This window comes from Winogradskyella forsetii (assembly GCF_013394595.1).
Taxonomy (GTDB): domain Bacteria; phylum Bacteroidota; class Bacteroidia; order Flavobacteriales; family Flavobacteriaceae; genus Winogradskyella; species Winogradskyella forsetii.
Genome location: NZ_CP053348.1, coordinates 1,933,036 through 1,951,205, shown reverse-complemented (window position 1 = coordinate 1,951,205; position 18,170 = coordinate 1,933,036). Strand labels below are relative to the sequence as shown.

General features: G+C 33.5%; 18 protein-coding genes. 6 read left to right on the top strand and 12 right to left on the bottom strand.

What is annotated here, in order from left to right; all coding sequences use genetic code 11:
- Window positions 1–139: 139 nt before the first annotated feature.
- Window positions 140–715 (bottom strand): fasciclin domain-containing protein, encoded by a 576-nt coding sequence (locus HM987_RS08480; RefSeq protein ID WP_179006995.1) that lies wholly within the window; start codon window positions 713–715, stop codon window positions 140–142.
- Between the two features lie 183 nt (window positions 716–898).
- A complete protein-coding gene (locus HM987_RS08475; protein ID WP_179006993.1) occupies window positions 899–1,357 on the bottom strand; it encodes a cold-shock protein in 459 nt (152 codons plus the stop codon).
- Window positions 1,358–1,959: 602 nt separating this feature from the next.
- On the opposite strand from HM987_RS08475, the gene HM987_RS08470 reads away from it, so the two are divergent.
- On the top strand, window positions 1,960–2,256 hold the full coding sequence (locus tag HM987_RS08470) for a DUF3817 domain-containing protein (protein WP_179006990.1): 297 nt from the start codon (window positions 1,960–1,962) through the stop codon (window positions 2,254–2,256).
- Complete coding sequence (locus tag HM987_RS08465) at window positions 2,249–3,487, top strand: mechanosensitive ion channel family protein (RefSeq protein WP_229724654.1); 1,239 nt, start codon at window positions 2,249–2,251, stop codon at window positions 3,485–3,487. Before HM987_RS08470 ends, HM987_RS08465 begins: the two co-directional genes overlap by 8 nt.
- A gap of 14 nt (window positions 3,488–3,501) precedes the next feature.
- Here the strand turns inward: HM987_RS08465 and HM987_RS08460 are convergent, their stop codons facing one another.
- On the bottom strand, window positions 3,502–3,894 hold the full coding sequence (locus HM987_RS08460) for an acyl-CoA thioesterase (protein ID WP_179006984.1): 393 nt from the start codon (window positions 3,892–3,894) through the stop codon (window positions 3,502–3,504).
- Window positions 3,895–4,097: 203 nt separating this feature from the next.
- Here HM987_RS08460 and HM987_RS08455 point away from each other — a divergent pair, with 203 nt between their 5' ends.
- Both HM987_RS08455 and HM987_RS08450 read left to right on the top strand, forming a co-directional pair.
- Entirely contained in the window at window positions 4,098–4,514 is a 417-nt protein-coding gene (locus HM987_RS08455) for a glyoxalase (protein WP_179009956.1), read from the top strand.
- A 9-nt stretch (window positions 4,515–4,523) separates the two neighbouring features.
- Complete coding sequence (locus tag HM987_RS08450) at window positions 4,524–4,970, top strand: hypothetical protein (RefSeq protein WP_179006981.1); 447 nt, start codon at window positions 4,524–4,526, stop codon at window positions 4,968–4,970.
- On the opposite strand, the gene HM987_RS08445 is transcribed toward HM987_RS08450, so the two are convergent.
- From HM987_RS08445 to HM987_RS08430, 4 genes are all read right to left on the bottom strand, one after another.
- Window positions 4,965–5,642, bottom strand: coding sequence for a DUF2461 domain-containing protein (locus HM987_RS08445; RefSeq protein ID WP_179006978.1), 678 nt, complete (start codon window positions 5,640–5,642; stop codon window positions 4,965–4,967). The genes HM987_RS08450 and HM987_RS08445 overlap by 6 nt on opposite strands.
- Before the next feature lie 95 nt (window positions 5,643–5,737).
- Window positions 5,738–5,905: a hypothetical protein gene (locus HM987_RS08440; RefSeq protein WP_179006976.1), complete on the bottom strand. Its 168-nt coding sequence runs from the start codon at window positions 5,903–5,905 to the stop codon at window positions 5,738–5,740.
- A gap of 128 nt (window positions 5,906–6,033) precedes the next feature.
- The gene (locus HM987_RS08435) at window positions 6,034–6,939 is read right to left on the bottom strand and encodes a mechanosensitive ion channel family protein (protein WP_179006975.1); all 906 of its coding nucleotides are present in this window, start codon (window positions 6,937–6,939) and stop codon (window positions 6,034–6,036) included.
- Between the two features lie 224 nt (window positions 6,940–7,163).
- Window positions 7,164–7,661: a Dps family protein gene (locus tag HM987_RS08430; RefSeq protein WP_179006973.1), complete on the bottom strand. Its 498-nt coding sequence runs from the start codon at window positions 7,659–7,661 to the stop codon at window positions 7,164–7,166.
- 248 nt (window positions 7,662–7,909) lie between these two features.
- On the opposite strand from HM987_RS08430, the gene HM987_RS08425 reads away from it, so the two are divergent.
- Window positions 7,910–8,131 carry a hypothetical protein gene (locus tag HM987_RS08425; protein WP_178988458.1) on the top strand — a complete coding sequence of 74 codons (222 nt, stop codon included), beginning with the start codon at window positions 7,910–7,912 and terminating at the stop codon, window positions 8,129–8,131.
- A 126-nt stretch (window positions 8,132–8,257) separates the two neighbouring features.
- Window positions 8,258–8,683 carry a hypothetical protein gene (locus tag HM987_RS08420; protein ID WP_179006971.1) on the top strand — a complete coding sequence of 142 codons (426 nt, stop codon included), beginning with the start codon at window positions 8,258–8,260 and terminating at the stop codon, window positions 8,681–8,683.
- A gap of 78 nt (window positions 8,684–8,761) precedes the next feature.
- On the opposite strand, the gene HM987_RS08415 is transcribed toward HM987_RS08420, so the two are convergent.
- From HM987_RS08415 to HM987_RS08395, 5 genes are all read right to left on the bottom strand, one after another.
- On the bottom strand, window positions 8,762–9,547 hold the full coding sequence (locus HM987_RS08415; RefSeq protein WP_179006969.1) for a tRNA pseudouridine synthase A: 786 nt from the start codon (window positions 9,545–9,547) through the stop codon (window positions 8,762–8,764).
- Window positions 9,548–9,872: 325 nt separating this feature from the next.
- Window positions 9,873–11,591 (bottom strand): T9SS type A sorting domain-containing protein, encoded by a 1,719-nt coding sequence (locus HM987_RS08410; RefSeq protein WP_179006967.1) that lies wholly within the window; start codon window positions 11,589–11,591, stop codon window positions 9,873–9,875.
- A 413-nt stretch (window positions 11,592–12,004) separates the two neighbouring features.
- A complete protein-coding gene (locus HM987_RS08405) occupies window positions 12,005–15,100 on the bottom strand; it encodes a zinc-dependent metalloprotease (protein ID WP_179006965.1) in 3,096 nt (1,031 codons plus the stop codon).
- 200 nt (window positions 15,101–15,300) lie between these two features.
- Window positions 15,301–16,113: a prohibitin family protein gene (locus HM987_RS08400; protein ID WP_179006963.1), complete on the bottom strand. Its 813-nt coding sequence runs from the start codon at window positions 16,111–16,113 to the stop codon at window positions 15,301–15,303.
- Window positions 16,114–16,123: 10 nt separating this feature from the next.
- Window positions 16,124–18,157 carry a vWA domain-containing protein gene (locus tag HM987_RS08395; RefSeq protein ID WP_179006961.1) on the bottom strand — a complete coding sequence of 678 codons (2,034 nt, stop codon included), beginning with the start codon at window positions 18,155–18,157 and terminating at the stop codon, window positions 16,124–16,126.
- Window positions 18,158–18,170 lie beyond the last annotated feature (13 nt).

The following is an 18,170-nucleotide window of genomic DNA, read 5'->3' as shown; positions in this document are numbered from 1 at the left end:
TCATTTTCGGTTAAAAATAAAAAAGTCAAGATGAGTTCATAAAAAAAGCACAAGTCAAAAAACTTGTGCTTTCAAGAATTAGTTATTAACTCCAATCAACCATCATGAACTAATTCTTATCCTAACTCAACTAAATATTTTACATTCCTGGCAATACCACCGTATCAACAACATGGATAACACCATTTGATTGATTAACATCGGCAATGGTCACCATAGATTTATTACCTGCGTTATCTGCAAGTACTAATGACTTACCGTCCATCATTGCCGTTAACATACCACCATTTACTGTTTTAAAGGTCGCTTTTCCACCACCTTTTTTAATGGCTTTCATTATATCTTTCCCACTAAATTTTCCCGCTATCACATGATAAGTTAATACGGCTTGAAGTTTTTCCTTATTTTCAGGCTTCAATAAAGTGGCTACGGTTCCTTTTGGTAATTTATCAAAAGCAGCGTTTGTCGGCGCAAATACCGTAAAAGGACCATTCCCTTGTAAAGTTTCTACTAATTCTGCAGCTTTTACAGCAGCTACCAATGTTGTATGGTCTTTAGAATTCACGGCGTTAGACACAATATCTTTAGAGGGATACATGGCTGCACCGCCAACCATCTTTGTATCTTTTTCCATTTTATTTTGGGCCATTACTGTAGATCCAAAAATTAAGGCTATTGCCAATGTCAATGTTGAAATGATTTTTCTCGTTTTCATAATTTTAAAGTTTTAAATTAATTGTTGCTCTACCTACGAGGTTTTTAATAGCTCGGTTTTAAAAAACTCAAGCTTTCTTTTAAACAAGGGGATGATGATCGTAAGAATCAAACTTTTACACATAAAAAAAAGCCACTATAGTAAAACTATAATGGCTTCAATGATTATCTAAATTTATAGTATTTATACTTTTTTCACGCGTACGGCATTCATGCCACGTTGCCCTTTTTCAAGTTCAAACGTTACTTTGTCGTTTTCGATAATTTCATCAATGATACCACTGACGTGTGTGAAATGCTTTTCATTAGTTTCGGTATCGATAATAAATCCAAAACCTTTGGAACTATCATAAAAAGATACTTTTCCTGTTCTAATTGGGTCAAACGGATCTTCGTCCGATTCTTCTTTAGTAGGAACACCAAGAACAATATTTTTAGCCTTGACCTTAACCTTCATTGCAGGATCTGGCGGTGTATCCGTAAGATTTCCATTATGGTCAACATAAGCCATAGGAATTCCTTCTGATCCATTTTCTTCTTTTTCGAGTTTACGCGCTTCCATTTTCTTGCGCTTGTCTTCCCGTTTTTTTAATCGTTTTTTTTCTTTTTCACTTTTACTAAAAGTCTGTTGTGATTTAGCCATTCGTAGTTTTAAAAATTAATATGTGTGTGTGCTTTTGAAAATATGTATAATGCAGACAAGTTAATTAACTTAACAATGAATAGTATTAAAATCTAGAGAAATAACTTAAGGATAAAGTTATTTGTGTAGTATATTTTCAATAAACTGATAACAAAGATACAATTTCTATACCAAATATTTAAATTTTAAAGCTTATAAACAAACACATAAGATTACTTTAGGTCAAAATTCTGGCTAATATGTTCTATAATAGCGCCATTATGATATTTAGCTACTGTATTTTTATGGCATTTTTTGATGCGTTTGATGCTGTTGTAAATTAATACATTTATGAGATACTGCTCGTCTCTAACTAAATAAGTCACTTAAAATGGGTTGCTGAGGCCGTATTTGTTACTGTATTCTGTTTATAGTGAAATCCCAACATTAAGTTTTCAAATGAATCTGTTAGATAAGTCTAAGCTCAATTATAAGCTAAGTCATTTATATACTGAATATGAATGCTTGAAAGTGTTTTCTTTGTTACAAAATATTTCTTAAAAGCTGTTAAAACCTGCGCTTATTCATTAATTCTAAAGTACTTTTGCAGAAAATTTAAGATCATGCTCAAATTGTTACCACTTTTTAGGATTATAGCGTTATTGGAAGGTGTTTCGTATATCTTATTATTGTTTATTGCTTCACCATTAAAATGGTTTTATAATGAGCCTACATATGTTGAATGGTTAGGCATGCCACATGGAATTTTATTTATGGCCTATGTGGTTATCGCTATCTTAATTAGTTCTGACATGAAGTGGCCAACCCGAACGCTATGGGTAGTTTTATTGGCTTCCGTTATTCCTTTGGGTACATTTTACATTGATAAAAAATATTTAACAAAATCTCGCCGTGCTTAATATAAAACATATTTTTTACGATTTTCTCATAGAAAAAGGCTTATCAAAAGATACCGCCAGTTTTTTGAATATGTTAGTTTTACTAATTGCAGTTATTATAATTGCGTTTGCCATAGACTATGTAACCAAACGACTTCTTTGGCGATTTTCTGCAGGTATCGCTAAGCGTACCAAAACGGATTTTGATAATATTTTAATTGACAATAAGCTACCTAGAAATGTAGCGCATGTTGTTCCGTTAATTATACTGATTGAATTTTTACCACAAATTTTCTCTGATTTTCAATATGCCGAATCCATAATTTCCAAAACTTTAAAAGTTGTTGGAATTATACTAACATTAAGTATTATACGCAGTATATTAAAATCAATAAAAGACTATCTTAAAACCATTCCGAGTTATAGAGACAAGCCCATAGACAGTTACATTCAAGTCTTTATGATCTTTGCGTGGCTTATAGGTGCGTTTTCTGCTATCGCCATATTAACAGGCATATCATTCTTTAAATTTGCTACGACTTTAGGAGCAGCTTCAGCAATTATTATTTTAATTTTTAAAGATACCATTCTTGGTTTTGTAGCCAGTATTCAAGTTTCAATAAATGATATGGTGCGCATTGGCGACTGGATCACGTTTGAGAAATATGGTGCAGATGGTGATGTTATAGAGATCAATTTAGCGACCGTAAAAGTTCAGAATTGGGACATGACCATTACCACAATTCCTACGTATGCCTTAATTTCAGATTCGTTTAAAAACTGGAGAGGTATGCAGTCTTCTGGAGGACGACGTATTAAACGCTCGGTGATCATTAAAGTTTCTACTATTAAATTTTTGACGGAAGAAGACATTGAAAAGCTCAAAAAAATTCAATTGGTCTCCGAATATATTGAAACCAAATCTAAAGAAATCATTGAATACAACACGGAACATGGTGCAGACAAATCGGTGTTGATAAACGGAATCAATTTAACCAACTTTGGAGTGTTTAGAAAATACCTCCAAACCTATGTTGAAAAGCATTCTGCCATCAATGAAAAAATGACCTTAATGGTACGTCAATTAGAACCGACGCCTCAAGGAATTCCTATGGAAATTTATTGTTTTAGTAAAGATCAGCGTTGGGAAAATTACGAGTTTATCATAGGTGATATCTTTGACCACGTTTTGGCAGCTGTTCAATATTTTGAACTGGAAATTTATGAATTGGCCTTAGGCAACAAAGTGTAATATTTACCTTAACCCTAAGAATCTTTTAACCTATCCTTTACAAATTCTATTTCCGTTTTTCCATGAGGCGTTGGTTTACCATCTTCCCCTAAATTTACCATGACAATATTATCTACGGTTAATATGGTTGCTCTGGTCATTTTATTTCGGGCTTCACATTTTAATGTAATTGAAGATCTACCAAATTTAATAACCTCTATTCCTAGTTCTACAATATCGCCTTGTACGGCAGAACTCATAAAATTAATTTCAGATATATATTTGGTTACAATTTTGGAATTTTCAAATTGAATGATGGTATAAAGCGCAGCTTCTTCATCTATCCAAGCTAAAAGCTGTCCGCCAAATAAAGTGCCATTTGGATTTAGGTCTTCGGGTTTTACCCATTTTCTGGTGTGGAATCTCATGTTTTAATATGGTATTATATTCGGTTTATAAACTACTCAAAGATAAAATATTGAATGCAGTATGCGAACTGAAATGAATTCGATTTTTGAATCCTATAATCATTATTGTTAATAAGACCGTTAACAAGATATTGTCAAAGAAAATTGAAATGCTCCCTATTTCATTAATTTTAATTCCGAATTCAAACCTTAATCATATTGTTATGGCTTCAAGATTTAATAACCTACTATCCATTAGACCTCAAATTTTATCTGCGAAAGTGTATGAAGGCATAAGTGCAGAAGAGGCATTTCAGAATACAACTTTAAGACCTATAATCAAACTACAGCACAATTTATTAGTTGCTGTTTTTGAAAATTATATTGTGAAACACAAAAACATATTTTTCGATCTACCCATGGAAGATCAGCTCAACTATATTTCCAATGCTATCCAGAAGGATATCAAATTCAGGAATTCACTGAAAGGAATGATTATTGGTCAGTTTACGGTAGAAGAATATGAACTTTATATTCAGAATTCATCAGCGCTCAATAAACGAATGATGAATATTGTTAAGGAACGTTTGATTCAAAGTGTTCAACTTTTTACACGACCTGAAAGTCTTCAGGAGGTTTAGTCTATTTTAATGAAAATAAAAACACAACTATTAGAACTGTGCCAACGCTATGCGGACAAACGTGTACTGGGCTACAAAAATGAAATCGATTTAATTAAGGAATCTATTGAAAACAATGACAAAGTGAGCAATGAGGAGGATGATTCCGGAAATTCCAAATTATTGGATGATCTAGAGAAAAACATGACGTATCTCAATGATGCCCATAAAATGCGAGAACAGTTAAAATTGGTACGACCTAACTTGGTCTCTGACTCAGTTGTTTTAGGGAGTTTGGTAAAAACGGATAGCATCACCTTTTTTATTGCTTTAAGTATTGGCAAGGTGGAATTAGAAGGGTCTGAATATTATATCATTTCACTTGCTTCGCCTCTAGGTCAGCTTTTAAAACTGCGTAAAAAAGGTGATCAATTTCAATTTAATGATAAGCGCTATTTGATTAAAGAGGTTTTATAGTAAAGATTCGCCATTCAAATTGGTAGTTAATACGTCGCTCATGTAATCCAGAAAGGGTCTCACGTTTTTAAACGCTTGATTCACTTCATTGATAAAATCATCTGCAAGAACCTCTTCGTCCGAGTATTTCTTAACAAAGATGAATTGTTTTCTTCGTATTAAATCTATGGCAGAATGCTCTTTGTCGAAGCCTTTAGGTGCTGTTTTAAGCTCGTCTCCTGTAAAATTTCCCCAGGTGGATTTAAAGGTTTTATCTTTTAAAATATCACGTATTTCTGAATCATCCATTTCAAATTCTTTCCTGATGCGTAAAAGATCTTCTTTATTGGGATCCCAAAAGCCAGTCGCAATAAATGATTCGTTATTTGGTTGTATATGCAAATAATAACCACCTCTTAGCTCTGGTTTCTTTCTGGTAAAGGAACCTCCAAAATGGGTTTTATATGGCAATTTGTTTTTAGAAAATCTTACATCCCTATAAATTCTAAATATTTTAATTTTTTCAATTTGATCGTGAACACCCATCAATTCACCCAAATGGTTGTAAGCTTTTTTTGCCTTGGCTTCAATGGCCTTAAATTCTGGCTTGTGTTCGTTAAACCAATCACGATTGTTATTGTTTTCAAGCTTTTTAAAAAACGTCAGTAATTCTTTAGGAATGGAAAGGTTCATGAGGGAAATAGTCTAAAAAGTTAATTTCTATAAAAATATAAAAAGCCATCAAAAAGATGGCTTTTAAGTTATAATATTATTGAAACTACATATTTCTAGCCGTCAATGGCATCTCCTACATCATCTGCAGCGTCTTCAATTGCATCTCCTGCATCGTCAACAGCGTCTTCAACTTTATCTTCTGTAGATTTTTGTTCTCTACAACTAGTTGTCATTAGGCTCAAACTAAATAAGGCTATAAAAAGATAACTTAATTTTTTCATTGTTTTTAGTTTTAATGGTTAATAGTTAGTGTTTTTGATAAGTACAAATATCGACTCTAAGTTATGGTATTATTTGCTCTTAACCTAAGAGTTTTAACTCAATTACATAAAACTTGATACAAATAACTTTATTGATTTTTAGAATATGCTTCTTTCAAATCGGCTGAATTTACACCTAACTTATTATCAAATTGAAGGGTTCTAATTGGGAATGGGATATTAACATCCTCTTTATCATATGCTTTTTTAATTGCGATGATAGCTTTGGTCTTTGCCCTTAATTTTTCTAGCATGCTTTCGGCATCAATCCAGAAACGGCACAAATAGTTGATAGAGCTTCCACCAAATTCCGTGTAATAAAATTCCACATCGTCTGCAGACTCTACTTGGTCAAATGTATTGGCGATTGTTTCTTTGGTCAATTGTTCTACCTTTTCCAAATCAGACTCATACCCTACTCCGCATTCTAGAAAAATCCTCATTTTTGTAGTTAAGGAATAGTTTTTTAGAGGATTATCTAATATCGTTCTGTTGGGAATGACCACCATATTATTGTCGGCTTCTTTTAAAGTAAAATATTTCAGATTAATATCCATGACTTCACCTGAGAATCCAGTAGTTTCTACCCAATGACCAATTTGTATTTTCTTTCTGAAAGACAAAAGTAGTCCTGCAAATGTATTTGCCAAAGTACCTTGTAAGGCTAAACCAATAGCTAAACCAACCACACCTGCACCAGCAAGTAAAGACGTCAAGGCTTTACCCAAGTTTAGAACGCCGAGTGCTATGAAAAGACCTAATGCCACTACTACTACCGCACTTACACGGGCAATAGCTCTTTTAATTGAATCTTGCTCAACTCTTTTGTCAACTAATTTATTAACCAATTTACTGACATATTTTGCAGAAAAATAGGCTGCCACCATTACTAAAATGGCCAAAATTAAATTGGGGATATTAGAAATTATGGCATTGAACCAACCAATTAATTTGTCTACGAGATTTCCTAAAGCGGTATTGAACTGTTCTTTCATTATAATTAAGATTATTGTTTATTTACGATTCTTTTGGTGTGTATAGCTTAATGGCTAATCTAAAAATTTAGAGTAAATATCGGAATGTCGTTAGGATTGTATTTGCTCGTACCCTATAAGGTTTAGCTCTAACCCGAAACCTATAAAACATATCTTATAATAAACTCGCTTAAGATTTCAATTTCTTGATACTTTAAGCGAGTCCTATAAATAAGCTTGTTAATTTAAACTAAACTTTCATTTAATTGGGAAGACGTTTCCTTTGAAAATGCGTCTAACATCCAACTGTTTTTTTCCAATTCCCTAATGTATGCCCCAATAAGATCGATAGTTCCTTCGTCGCCAATTTCATCCGCCTTGTTTACAACATTAGACATTTGCTTTAGAAGAATGGCGTGGTTGTTTAAAATTGTTGAAACCATTTCCTTATCTGTCAACTTAGAAGAAACTTCCTTTATGGATGCTGATTTCAAATAATCCTCTAGTTTACTCATTGGATGATAACGCAATGTCAAAATACGCTCTGCGATTTCATCAATCTTGAGGCGCGCATCATTATATAGCTCTTCAAATTTTACGTGAAGGTCAAAAAAGTTCTCTCCAAGAATATTCCAATGAAAATTTCTTAAATTTTGATAGTAAATATGATAATCTGCCAATAATGTATTTAGTTCTACAACTGTTGGCATTAGTTTATCGTCCTTTATATTTAAATAACTCATAATTTATATTTTTAAAGTGTTAAATCTGTTCCCTATAATTTAAAAACATAAGTCCTTTTTAGAATGGTAATTAACAAGGTTTAACAGCGTGTTGACTTCATTAACATAAATTTATGATAAGTAAAGTCTTGATTCCTAAATAGATTTAACACTATGAATAACTCCATTGAGAAATGTTTTTAAATAAACTTGTGAGTTGTGAGATTTTTTGCTATTATGCACTACTTTTAAAACACACATTACTTTTTATGGGTAGACCAGCAACAAGACCAACGAAACTAAAGGACGGTTACTATATCGAAATCAGAAATAAAGGCTCAAGATCAGGTGTAAAACTTTACAGTGGCACCAAATTACAGATGCATCGCGCAATTAAAATGTATGAACGCTCAAAAGAAGTGATCATTTTAGGTGAATCTGTCGATGGAAAATTTGTAGACAAGGAGCCAAAACTTCACGTTGCTGATTAACTTTCAACTTCTTTTTTTCTAACTTAATTTCTATTAGAAATTAACGTTTCATAATTTTTTTCATACATTGTTGATTAAAATGGTGCTTTTTTGTGCCCTATTTAAACTAAACTAATCAACTTTAATATGAAAAATTCTATGAACAAACCACCGATTTGGTTCTGGATTGTAAGTGTATTGGCACTATTATGGAATGGTGCTGGAGTCATGGCATATATTGGTAGAGCCTTTATGACGGACGATATGATCGCACAGTTACCGAAAGAACAACAAGCCGAATTTTTAGCAGAGTATCCTGCGTGGTACACGGCTGCTTTTGCTTTAGCCGTATTTTGCGGTGCATTGGGATGTATTGCTTTATTGATAAGAAAAAAATGGGCACATTTATTATTTATTGTTTCTGCATTAGCTGCTATCATTCAACAAGTTTACCTTTTTATTAATATTGAGATGACAGGTGCAGCATTGGTAATGCCTATAATGGTAATTATTGTATGCCTGTTTTTAATTTGGTTTGCCAGAAATGCTATAGCCAAACACTGGATTGACTAAATACTTATAATCAACAAAAATAAAAATGGTAATGGATTTTAATCCACTACCTTTTTTACGAAATGACTTTTAATATACTTATTCAAAATTCACAGAATGTAATATTAAACCGGAAGCTGGTGCTATAAAGTCCATAACTTCTGTGCTGTCTTTTTTTAAAGTCTCCTCTATATAATCAAGTGTGACTTCTCCTCTACCCAATTTAATCAAACAACCAAACATTAATCGAATTTGGTTTCTCATAAACCCCTTCCCTATGACCTTAAAAACATAAGATACCTCAGGAAAAAAATTAGCTGTATAGAGCGTATTATTCATAATTTCAGAAGATTCTATAGTTCTAAAATATTCACCTTTGTCCGTAGCGCGATAACAATAGGTTTTAAAATTATGTGAACCTTCAAATAATTTGGCACCTTGTTTCATTAATTCAACATCTAAAGGCTCAAGAATGGTCGTTAAGATTGGAGCACAAAATGGATGGTTTTTTCTCCCTTCTGAAAACACATAATGATATTCCTTTAGTTTAGAATCTTGAATGATATTGAATTCCTTGTCAACTTCTTCAATAGATAAAGCTCTTATATCTTGTGGTAAATTATGATTGAACAAGTCTAAGAAAGCCTCGAAGTCTTCGATAGGTTCATTGTATATAAATAGTTCTAAAGCAGCTTCATTGGCAGATACCATGGCATCTGTTCTTCCTGCGCCTAAAGTTTTAAATTTTATATCTTGAAGAATGAACTTCAAAGTGCGATCAATCATTAGATGTACCGTTTTTACATCGGGTTGTTTTTGCCAACCATGAAAACGATAGCCTAAATATTGAATTTTTATTAAGTAGTAATAGCGTTTGTTAAACATAATTACAAGAACGCTATTTTCTTCAAGAATCCGAAAACAATATGTATTTTTATGATACAAACTATAGTCTTCAAAGCGTTTCTATCTACTTTTCCCTGTTAGTAAATAGCCTATACTCTTTAGTTAAATCTTAGCAGTTTGGAAACTATTATCGCCGATGGTAGGAACTCTTGTTTTATGGATTTAGAAACATTTTAAAAGAAAATTACCCTAGGCTTAAAATTATTCCAGCTGTTAAAAAACTTACTGAAATCGCCTAAAAAACAAAGCTTCCATAATAGTAAATTATGGAAGCTTGTTATTCTAAGTAATGTTTCTTCAAATATTAATTGATTATCAGCTTTTCTACTCGTCTTTGACTTGTATTACTATTTAATTCTATGATATAAATGCCAGCACTTAAATGACTCACATCTATAACTTGCTTTGAAGTATTGGCACTTAATACATTAGTAAGAATAACCCGACCATTAACATCGTACAATTTCGTGTTGGTTTCACTATGTAATTGACCATTAATATTAATTGTCTTATTCTTATTATCAGCTTGGATAACTATGGTTTCGAAGTCTGATTGAACCACACTAAGCGCAGTTGTACTAAATCTAAGATAAAAACGACCAGTACCAGTTAAATTGTCATTAGGTGTAAAAACATAATCACTAGTATTTAATAATGTAAAGGAATTATTAGCAGTATCTTCTAAGTATACATTGATGTCATCTGGCATATCGGTCTCAAGAATATGGAATGTTGTTTCTTGTCCTTGGTTAACGTTAACGCCTAAAGGCACTACAACATTATACATTGAATCTGGATCAAATGATTGAACACCGAAAGGAGTTCCTGAATTGCCTTCTACTAAATGGGAATAAAGTGAAAATGCAGGAGGTATTGCACTGTATAGTGCTGAATCATAACCAGGATCAAAACCCTGTGTGGCATTACTATTGAAATAAAAATCTGTGCTATATTCCAAACTGCCTGAAGATGAATTTAATCTTATAAATCCGTGATGAGCAGATGATGACGCTCTACCTAAAATAAAATCATCAGAAGAACCTGTACATCGCATTGCTGTTGTAAAATCAATTAGTCCACCACCAGATTTAGCTTTTACAAAAAAGGCTTGGCCAGGAGCAATCAACTCAACGATAGCTGGTGAGTCTGCTGTTGCCTGGTTCCAAACTGTCCAACCATTAGATAAATCGCCGTCATAACCATAGATAGCTTGGTACGAGGTATTATTTAATTGTGATTTATTTAGAGTAAAGAACGCGTCAAAATCAAGATATGATGGATATGGATTTCCAATTAAGTTCCAGGCTCCACTAGCAGTGTCATCTGATATTACGACATCTAAAACATCGTCCGTTCTAGCTACACCTGTAAAGGTTAATGCACTTCCGTCCGTTGTTGCCGCTCTATATCCCATGCCTGCATCAATTGAGGTTGTCTCATTGGAAAGCACGTCATAATTCTGATAAGCTCCAGATGATGTGTCAAAAGGGGCGAAAGCTCTTAATGTACCAGAAGCCGCTAAATTTAGATTTAAAGCTGCAAAATCAGGAAAAAGTTGCCCTGAAATTGGTGCAGAAATTAAATCGTTCGTACCTATTTGAGATGTATATCTTTTATAAGTTACAGTTCCAACAATAGTTCCATCGGAGATCAAACTTGAATATTGTTGGGAATTAGAATTTAAGTTTATAGCGTCTGTAGTCAAAGTAACACCAGAATCAATAACTATAGCAGCACCAGGATCTACGGTTAAAATATTACATGATGTGTTTGCCGTAATGTTTGCCGTACCTGACTCAATAATAATATCATCAAGGGAAGTCGCGGCACTAAGCGGGCTGCTTGGCGACCATCCATTATTATAGGTATAGGTTATTCCTGAAGTTTCTGCTCTTGCGCTAGCAGTATAATTGCCATCAGCATTTCGGTTTTGGATATCGAATCCAGAGTTTTCTTGTGCATTCGATGGATTGAAAACGCACAAAACAAAGAGAATAATCAAAGTAGTTTTTAAGTTTTTCATAAGTTTAGGGTTTTGATTTGAGTTAAACATTTTGGTAAAGTAAATTTATAAAATCCTTAATACTAATCGATTAAATGTAGATTTTGTCGATTACAAAAAATCAAAAATCGATAAAATTCATATAAAATCGACAAAAAGTATATTAATCCGACAAAATGTTTTTATGGTGTTTTCTTAAATCATGTGTAGATTTATATACAAAATGTGAACGTTTAGAATTTGGAACACCAATAATTAATGAGATGATAAACGGCAGATTTTTTTCTGAACAATCATCTTCGTCATTGCCTCTATATCAATTTTAAAGTTGGTCAGTAGTATGCTTTAATTATTTATCATTTGTAGTATGGGCATAAAAAAACAGCCATAATCTATAATTATAGCTGCTATATGTTTTTACACCTCTCCTTAGCTTACTTAATTATCAACTTTTTTGTTTCAACCTGATTTTCATGAGCAACTTTTAGAACATAAATTCCTGCGCTTAGCGATGAAGCATCAATTCTATTTGAGATCTGAGATGCATTTAAGACTTTAATTAAAACCAAACGCCCTTGAACATCATATAATTTAGCTTCGCTTTTACCTTTCAATACACCTTTAATCACAATTTCCTTTGGTGTTGTGGTTGCATAAATATTTAAATTGTTCAATTCGCCATCAGTAACAGATAGCGCTTGGGTTGCATATTGAATATAAAATCGACCAGTTCCAACAAGTTGATGAGATGCTATAAAGGTGTAATCATTGGTATTTAATAATGTAACTGTATTTTCTACAGTATCGTTCAAATAAACATTAACACCTGAAGGTAAATAGGATACATCAGCAATGGATATAGTTAACTGCTCATGAGCATGTGCCTTAACTCCGATGGGAATAATAACATTGTTCAAATCATTATAAGGTAGTGCTTGAATCTCCATACCCAAACCAGAATTATCTTCCACGAGATTGGAGAAAATTGAGTACCCCGCCGTACTTCCGGCATAAGATGCTGCATCATAGCCAACGTCTAATGCTCTGGTGGTGCCTTCTATAAAGTAAATTTTAGTGGATGTAGTATTTGAGGAACTGCTTAAGTTCAATTTGCATAAAGCAACATTTGTCGAAATATCCCTTCCAGCAATAAAATCATCAGAAGTACCTGTCGTTCGCATATTGGTTGTAAAATCCACTAAACCGCCTCCTGATTTTGCTTTTACAAAAAAGGCTTGGCCAGGTGCAAGGTATTCATCCTCTGAGATATCAACTATAGATGTAAAGTTCCAAACTGTCCATCCTCCATTGCCATCATAGCCGTAAATAGCTTGGTAAGCATTGTTTGGGTCAAACTCGCCAGCATTGGTCGTAAAGAAGGTTTCAAAATTCATATACGAAGGATACGGATTCCCAATAAGGTTCCAAGCAGAACCAGCGGTGGCATCAGAAATAGGAACATCTAAAACATCATTAGTTCTAACTGTTCCTGTAAAGGTTAGCGTACTTCCATCCGTTGTTGCGGCTTTATAACCAGTACCAGCATTAATTACCGTGGAAGCATTCGTACTTGTATCGTAATTTTGATATGCTCCTGCGCTAGTAACATAAGGTGCAAATGCCCTTAATGTTCCAGATGAAGCCAAATTTGAATTTGCCATTTCAAACGCACCAAAAGTCTGATCAACTACAGGTGCTGAAATTAGGTCATTTGTTCCTATTTGGGCTGTATATCTATGATAGTTTACGGTTCCTGTAATAGTTCCGTCAACAATCAAACTTGAGTATAATTGTGAAGTAGAGTTTAAGTTAGATTCATTAGTGGTTAAAATAACTCCCGAATTAACGATTAATGCAGCTCCTGGATTAATAGTTAGGGTATTACATGTGGTGTTACTTAAGATGACTGCATTACCAGTTTCAACGATGATATCATCATTAGCACCTGCAGTACCATTCGGGTCATTTGGTGACCATCCGTTATTATAGGTATATGTGGTTGAACCGCTTGGTTTAACATAAATCGTATAATCTTCGGATTGGCCGTAATATAAATTTTGAAAACATGCAGAATCAATAGCTTCAGTTTCAGCATATCTGCTATCCAACTCATTAATTATTCTAATTCTAATAAAATCACCATAAGGTATGTTAGTAGGATATATAAGATTTACAGGCACAGTACTAAATGCGGCAATGTCTTGAGTTATTAAATATTGTTCCTCCGCATCATCGTCAAAATCACCATCATTATTCCAATCAATCCACACTCCTAATTGATTCAAATTGTCTGAGACACCAATATTTAGTGTATTAGAAACAGATGTATCAATTTCAAAGGGATGTGTACAACCTCCACTTTTATCTAAGTTTCCGCCATCAATTGCAGAAACTGATGAAATAGCGGAAACTCCATTCAATTCCACACTAACAATTCCGGCAAAATAGGTTAAAACTGTATTGGTAGTACATACGGCATTTGGTGCAGTAAATCCGATAATTGGCGCCAAATGTCCTTTTGAGTTTACAATTGCTGTATCTTCCATTGCTGCACGAACCCTTGTTTTTTGATCATTAGTAAGTCGGTCGGCACAATTATAATAACTCATTATATTATTAATGGTATTATTATCTACCCAAGGATTACCTGTACAACTATTATTTGAAGGGCAAGTACTTGTTTCTCTTCTATGCGGAACTGTGTCTGCACAACCATCACTGTCTGTTCCAATGGTTGTATCCGCAGGACACGAACCTCCACTACCATCACCTTGAAAAGTATGATATAGATTAAAAAAATGACCTGCTTCATGGACAACCGTACTGTTATCTCCATTAGAATTTAGTCCCCAACCATTGGTATTTCCAGGGTCATAACCAAAAACGGTGGACATCATTACCGAACCATGAAAGTTGGCATTGTCGTTATAAAAATAAGCATAGCCTTGAAAGCCAAACCCTCCATTATTCCCATCTAACTCTGTCACAATCCAAATATTAAAATAATCATTTTTTGGCCAGCTACTTAATGCCACTATGTCATTATAACTCACTCCATTGGAATTGTTAACATTTACCCCATAATCCGAATAGCCTGGAAGCCCAGAAGCGTCAATTCTATTAATACCAGAAGTCGCGTTACAGTTCGGATCTCTTTGAGCCAGGACAAATTCAATTTCAAAATCTATTGGACTTGTTGCAATACGTCCTCTATAATAATCATTTAAATTATCTATACTACTTTGTATTTGAGCATCGGAAATATTACTTCCTACACCTTCAGCCTCACCTAAATGCAATACATGAATTACTACAGGTATGGTGAGTATGTCTCCGGCCATTCTAGAAAAACTTCTGTTCTCGATGGCTTTCTGTAATCTTTTTTCTGCTGCCTTTTCCAAGGTCACAAAGTTGGGATCTTGGCGAAGTTGTTCTCTTTGAGCATCAAAACCACATTGATTTTGTGCAAAGGATAGTGTAAAAGAAAGAAAAAACAAATAGAATAAAAAGGCGCTTTTAGTAGGTTTCATAAGTTTAGGGTCTGATAACAAAACCGTTAAAGTACATTTTTCATAGATAAAATACTTAAGAATATGAAGATAATCGATAAAAGGAAGGTCGTATGCATTTTTATAGTCAATTGAAAATCATAAAATTGAAGGCGTATGCATAGAAAAACCCTAATGATTTCTCAAAAGGGTTTTAAAAAATTTTGTCTTAGTTTTAATTACTAATTACCCAAAATAATAGGCATTCCGCTATCTCCAGAACCAATAACTACCACTTTACTATTTGTGGATTCAGATAATTTAATAGTCGCTTCTATACCTTTATCTTGTAAAATCTTATCCGTTAAAGAGGCACTTAAAATTTTATTGGCATCAGCTTTACCTTGTGCTTCAATAATTTGTCGCTGCGCTTCTTTATCTGCGGTGACCAATCTGAATTCGTATTCCAAAGATTCCTGTTCTTGCTTCAACTTCCGCTCAATGGCGTCTTTAATTGTTGGCGGCAATGTGACATCTCTCACTAAAATTTCATCAATAAGAATATGTTGACCTTTGACAATTTTTTTGGTTTCCTCAAAAATCTCTTCTTGAATGGCATCACGTTTACTGGAATACAATTGTTCCGGTGTATAGCGACCTACCACACTTCGCGCTGCCGACCGTATAGTAGGCAATATAATACGGTTTAGATAGTTATCTCCAATTTCCTGATGTAATTTTCCTAAATTTGCCTGATCTGGCTGATACCATACTGAAGCATCCAATTGAATATCCAGGCCGTTGGAAGACAACACTTTCATTTTTTCAAAAATCTCTTGTCTTCTTACCTCATAAACAAACACCTTATTCCAAGGTGCCACTATATGAAACCCTTCACCCATTGGTGGCTCATCAGTCACAACACCTTCTCCAAATGTTTTAAATAAAACCCCAGCTTCTCCAGAATCTATTGTCACAGCTGATTTAGCTATTACAATTATTAAAATTACGACTCCAATTAAAATCGGTAATCCAACCTTTGGTAATTTTTCCATTATTTTTAATTTAAATTAATCCGTTATATTTTCTGATAAACCACTCCGCAAAAAGGCTTAAAGCGATTAAACCAAGTAGATATTTCCAATCTATCAAAGGTACGATATTTTTAGTGCTTTTCTGTATGGTTCTGTAGCGATTGTCATTTAGTAAATTATCAATTAACACCTCAGAATCATTTATAAAATAAACTTCTCCTCCACTATTTACTGCCAGAGATCTCAATTTGGTCAAATCAGCATTTAGGAATTGTTGTTCTACATTATATTCCAAAACTTGAAAACTTCCGGATGCAGCAACGGATTCCGAATTGTGCTTTACCGTGAAATCATATAAGCCAGCCTTTATCCCACTTAGATCTACAGTGAAATTGCCATTGTTCAGTAATAATGGCACTTCTCTTATGCTTTCATCTTCCTTATTTTTCAAGACGATACTTAGCGATGCCGAATTATCAAACTCAAAGTTTTTATTAAAATATTGCGCCGTTATAATTACATCATCATTACCGTTATAAAAAGATTTGTAATCGATATTAATGCGTTTTCGTTTTTTATTTGAACTTAAATATTGAACCAATTTATTTATAAATTCGTCAAAATTATTGAAACTATTGGTATTGAGAAAGGATTGTGCTCGCCATCGCCAAATGTCTTCTCCATTTAAAATGGCGTGTTTCGTGCCATCGGCTTCAAATGTTGCCAATAAAATATCTTCAGTTGTAATGCCATTGACCGCTTTGAATAATAGAGTTTCATGAGGCACCGAAATTTGAAGCGCTCCAAACTCAGCAATCAAAGGTGGAAAACTATTGAAATCGAGATTTTCTACAATGAAAACGCCATAGTTTCTGTTTAAACTCGGTTGATAGTTCTCAGTTTGATTAGTTATTTTTTGTTTAAAATAGTATTGACTTTGATTTAAAATATTCCAGTTGGTTGTTGCTCCTGTAATAACAAAAGTATTGATTTTCTGTTCTTTTATTGTTTTTAAAACGGTATTAAAGTTATTATTTGGCTGATAGAGTATAACCAATTGAAAATCATTTATTTTATCTATTAATTCTTTTGGTTTTATAATGGAAACACTTCGTTGCTCATTACTTTCTATCGCCTTTTTCAAAGCTCCTAAATCAGGATGCATACGATCATATACTAAGGCGATATTTGTCTTTTGGTCAATGACTTCTACTCCAAAATTTTTATAATTATTTACTTTGTTCTTCTCACTATCTAAAGCGACCAACTCAACTCTATACGTTTTTACGCCAACACTATTTGCCGTTAAAGCTGTGGACACAATTTCAGAAGACTTGGAAGCATTAAATTGTAATGTTTTTCTAAACACTATGGTATTGCCAGACCAAATTTTAAGTTCTGAAGTTATAGCTTCGTTACCATTATAATTCGTAATAATTTCAACCGGAAATTTATTCTTGAGATAGACATATCGATTCACATTCAGTTGCTTAATACTTAAATCGGAATGTACTGTTGAATCTCCAAGAATGACTGGGTAAATAGGCTGTTTAATCCCTTTTGCCATAAAACTGTAATCGGCGCCATAGGTTTGGTTACCATCACTTAACACCACAATTGGAGCGGTTTGATTGGCATAAACTTCGCCAAACTGTTTTAAAGCCAAAGCTACATTAGATTGACGTTCGTTAAAATTTAAACTGTCTAATGACTTAACGGTCTTCCCAAAACTATAGGTTTGAATATTAAAACGATCATTAAGTTCTGAACTATTGGTTAATGCATTAGCTACTTCCCTAGCCTTTTCATCTTGTTTTAAATACGAGATCGATTCTGAATTATCCACAGCAACTACAAGGGTAGGTTTTTCATCAAAATAGGTGAAGGATTCAAACTTGGGATTGATCAGTAATAACAAGATTCCAAAGATTGAAATCGCTCTCAGTGCTGTAAGCAGGTATTTTAGATTATTTTTAAATTTCGATTTATACAAATACTGAAACAGCGCTAATAAAAGCGCTGTAATTGCAGCAATAGTTATGTAAATTATTGTTTCCTTTTGCATTAAATGATTTTAA

What these genes read in the sequence shown, in the direction of transcription:
- HM987_RS08480 (WP_179006995.1), bottom strand. Translation starts at nt 715, where the DNA reads ATGAAAACGAGAAAAATCATTTCAACATTGACATTGGCAATAGCCTTA.
- HM987_RS08475 (WP_179006993.1), bottom strand. Translation starts at nt 1,357, where the DNA reads ATGGCTAAATCACAACAGACTTTTAGTAAAAGTGAAAAAGAAAAAAAA.
- HM987_RS08470 (WP_179006990.1), top strand. Translation starts at nt 1,960, where the DNA reads ATGCTCAAATTGTTACCACTTTTTAGGATTATAGCGTTATTGGAAGGT.
- HM987_RS08460 (WP_179006984.1), bottom strand. Translation starts at nt 3,894, where the DNA reads ATGAGATTCCACACCAGAAAATGGGTAAAACCCGAAGACCTAAATCCA.
- HM987_RS08455 (WP_179009956.1), top strand. Translation starts at nt 4,098, where the DNA reads ATGGCTTCAAGATTTAATAACCTACTATCCATTAGACCTCAAATTTTA.
- HM987_RS08450 (WP_179006981.1), top strand. Translation starts at nt 4,524, where the DNA reads ATGAAAATAAAAACACAACTATTAGAACTGTGCCAACGCTATGCGGAC.
- HM987_RS08445 (WP_179006978.1), bottom strand. Translation starts at nt 5,642, where the DNA reads ATGAACCTTTCCATTCCTAAAGAATTACTGACGTTTTTTAAAAAGCTT.
- HM987_RS08440 (WP_179006976.1), bottom strand. Translation starts at nt 5,905, where the DNA reads ATGAAAAAATTAAGTTATCTTTTTATAGCCTTATTTAGTTTGAGCCTA.
- HM987_RS08435 (WP_179006975.1), bottom strand. Translation starts at nt 6,939, where the DNA reads ATGAAAGAACAGTTCAATACCGCTTTAGGAAATCTCGTAGACAAATTA.
- HM987_RS08430 (WP_179006973.1), bottom strand. Translation starts at nt 7,661, where the DNA reads ATGAGTTATTTAAATATAAAGGACGATAAACTAATGCCAACAGTTGTA.
- HM987_RS08425 (WP_178988458.1), top strand. Translation starts at nt 7,910, where the DNA reads ATGGGTAGACCAGCAACAAGACCAACGAAACTAAAGGACGGTTACTAT.
- HM987_RS08420 (WP_179006971.1), top strand. Translation starts at nt 8,258, where the DNA reads ATGAAAAATTCTATGAACAAACCACCGATTTGGTTCTGGATTGTAAGT.
- HM987_RS08415 (WP_179006969.1), bottom strand. Translation starts at nt 9,547, where the DNA reads ATGTTTAACAAACGCTATTACTACTTAATAAAAATTCAATATTTAGGC.
- HM987_RS08410 (WP_179006967.1), bottom strand. Translation starts at nt 11,591, where the DNA reads ATGAAAAACTTAAAAACTACTTTGATTATTCTCTTTGTTTTGTGCGTT.
- HM987_RS08405 (WP_179006965.1), bottom strand. Translation starts at nt 15,100, where the DNA reads ATGAAACCTACTAAAAGCGCCTTTTTATTCTATTTGTTTTTTCTTTCT.
- HM987_RS08400 (WP_179006963.1), bottom strand. Translation starts at nt 16,113, where the DNA reads ATGGAAAAATTACCAAAGGTTGGATTACCGATTTTAATTGGAGTCGTA.
- HM987_RS08395 (WP_179006961.1), bottom strand. Translation starts at nt 18,157, where the DNA reads ATGCAAAAGGAAACAATAATTTACATAACTATTGCTGCAATTACAGCG.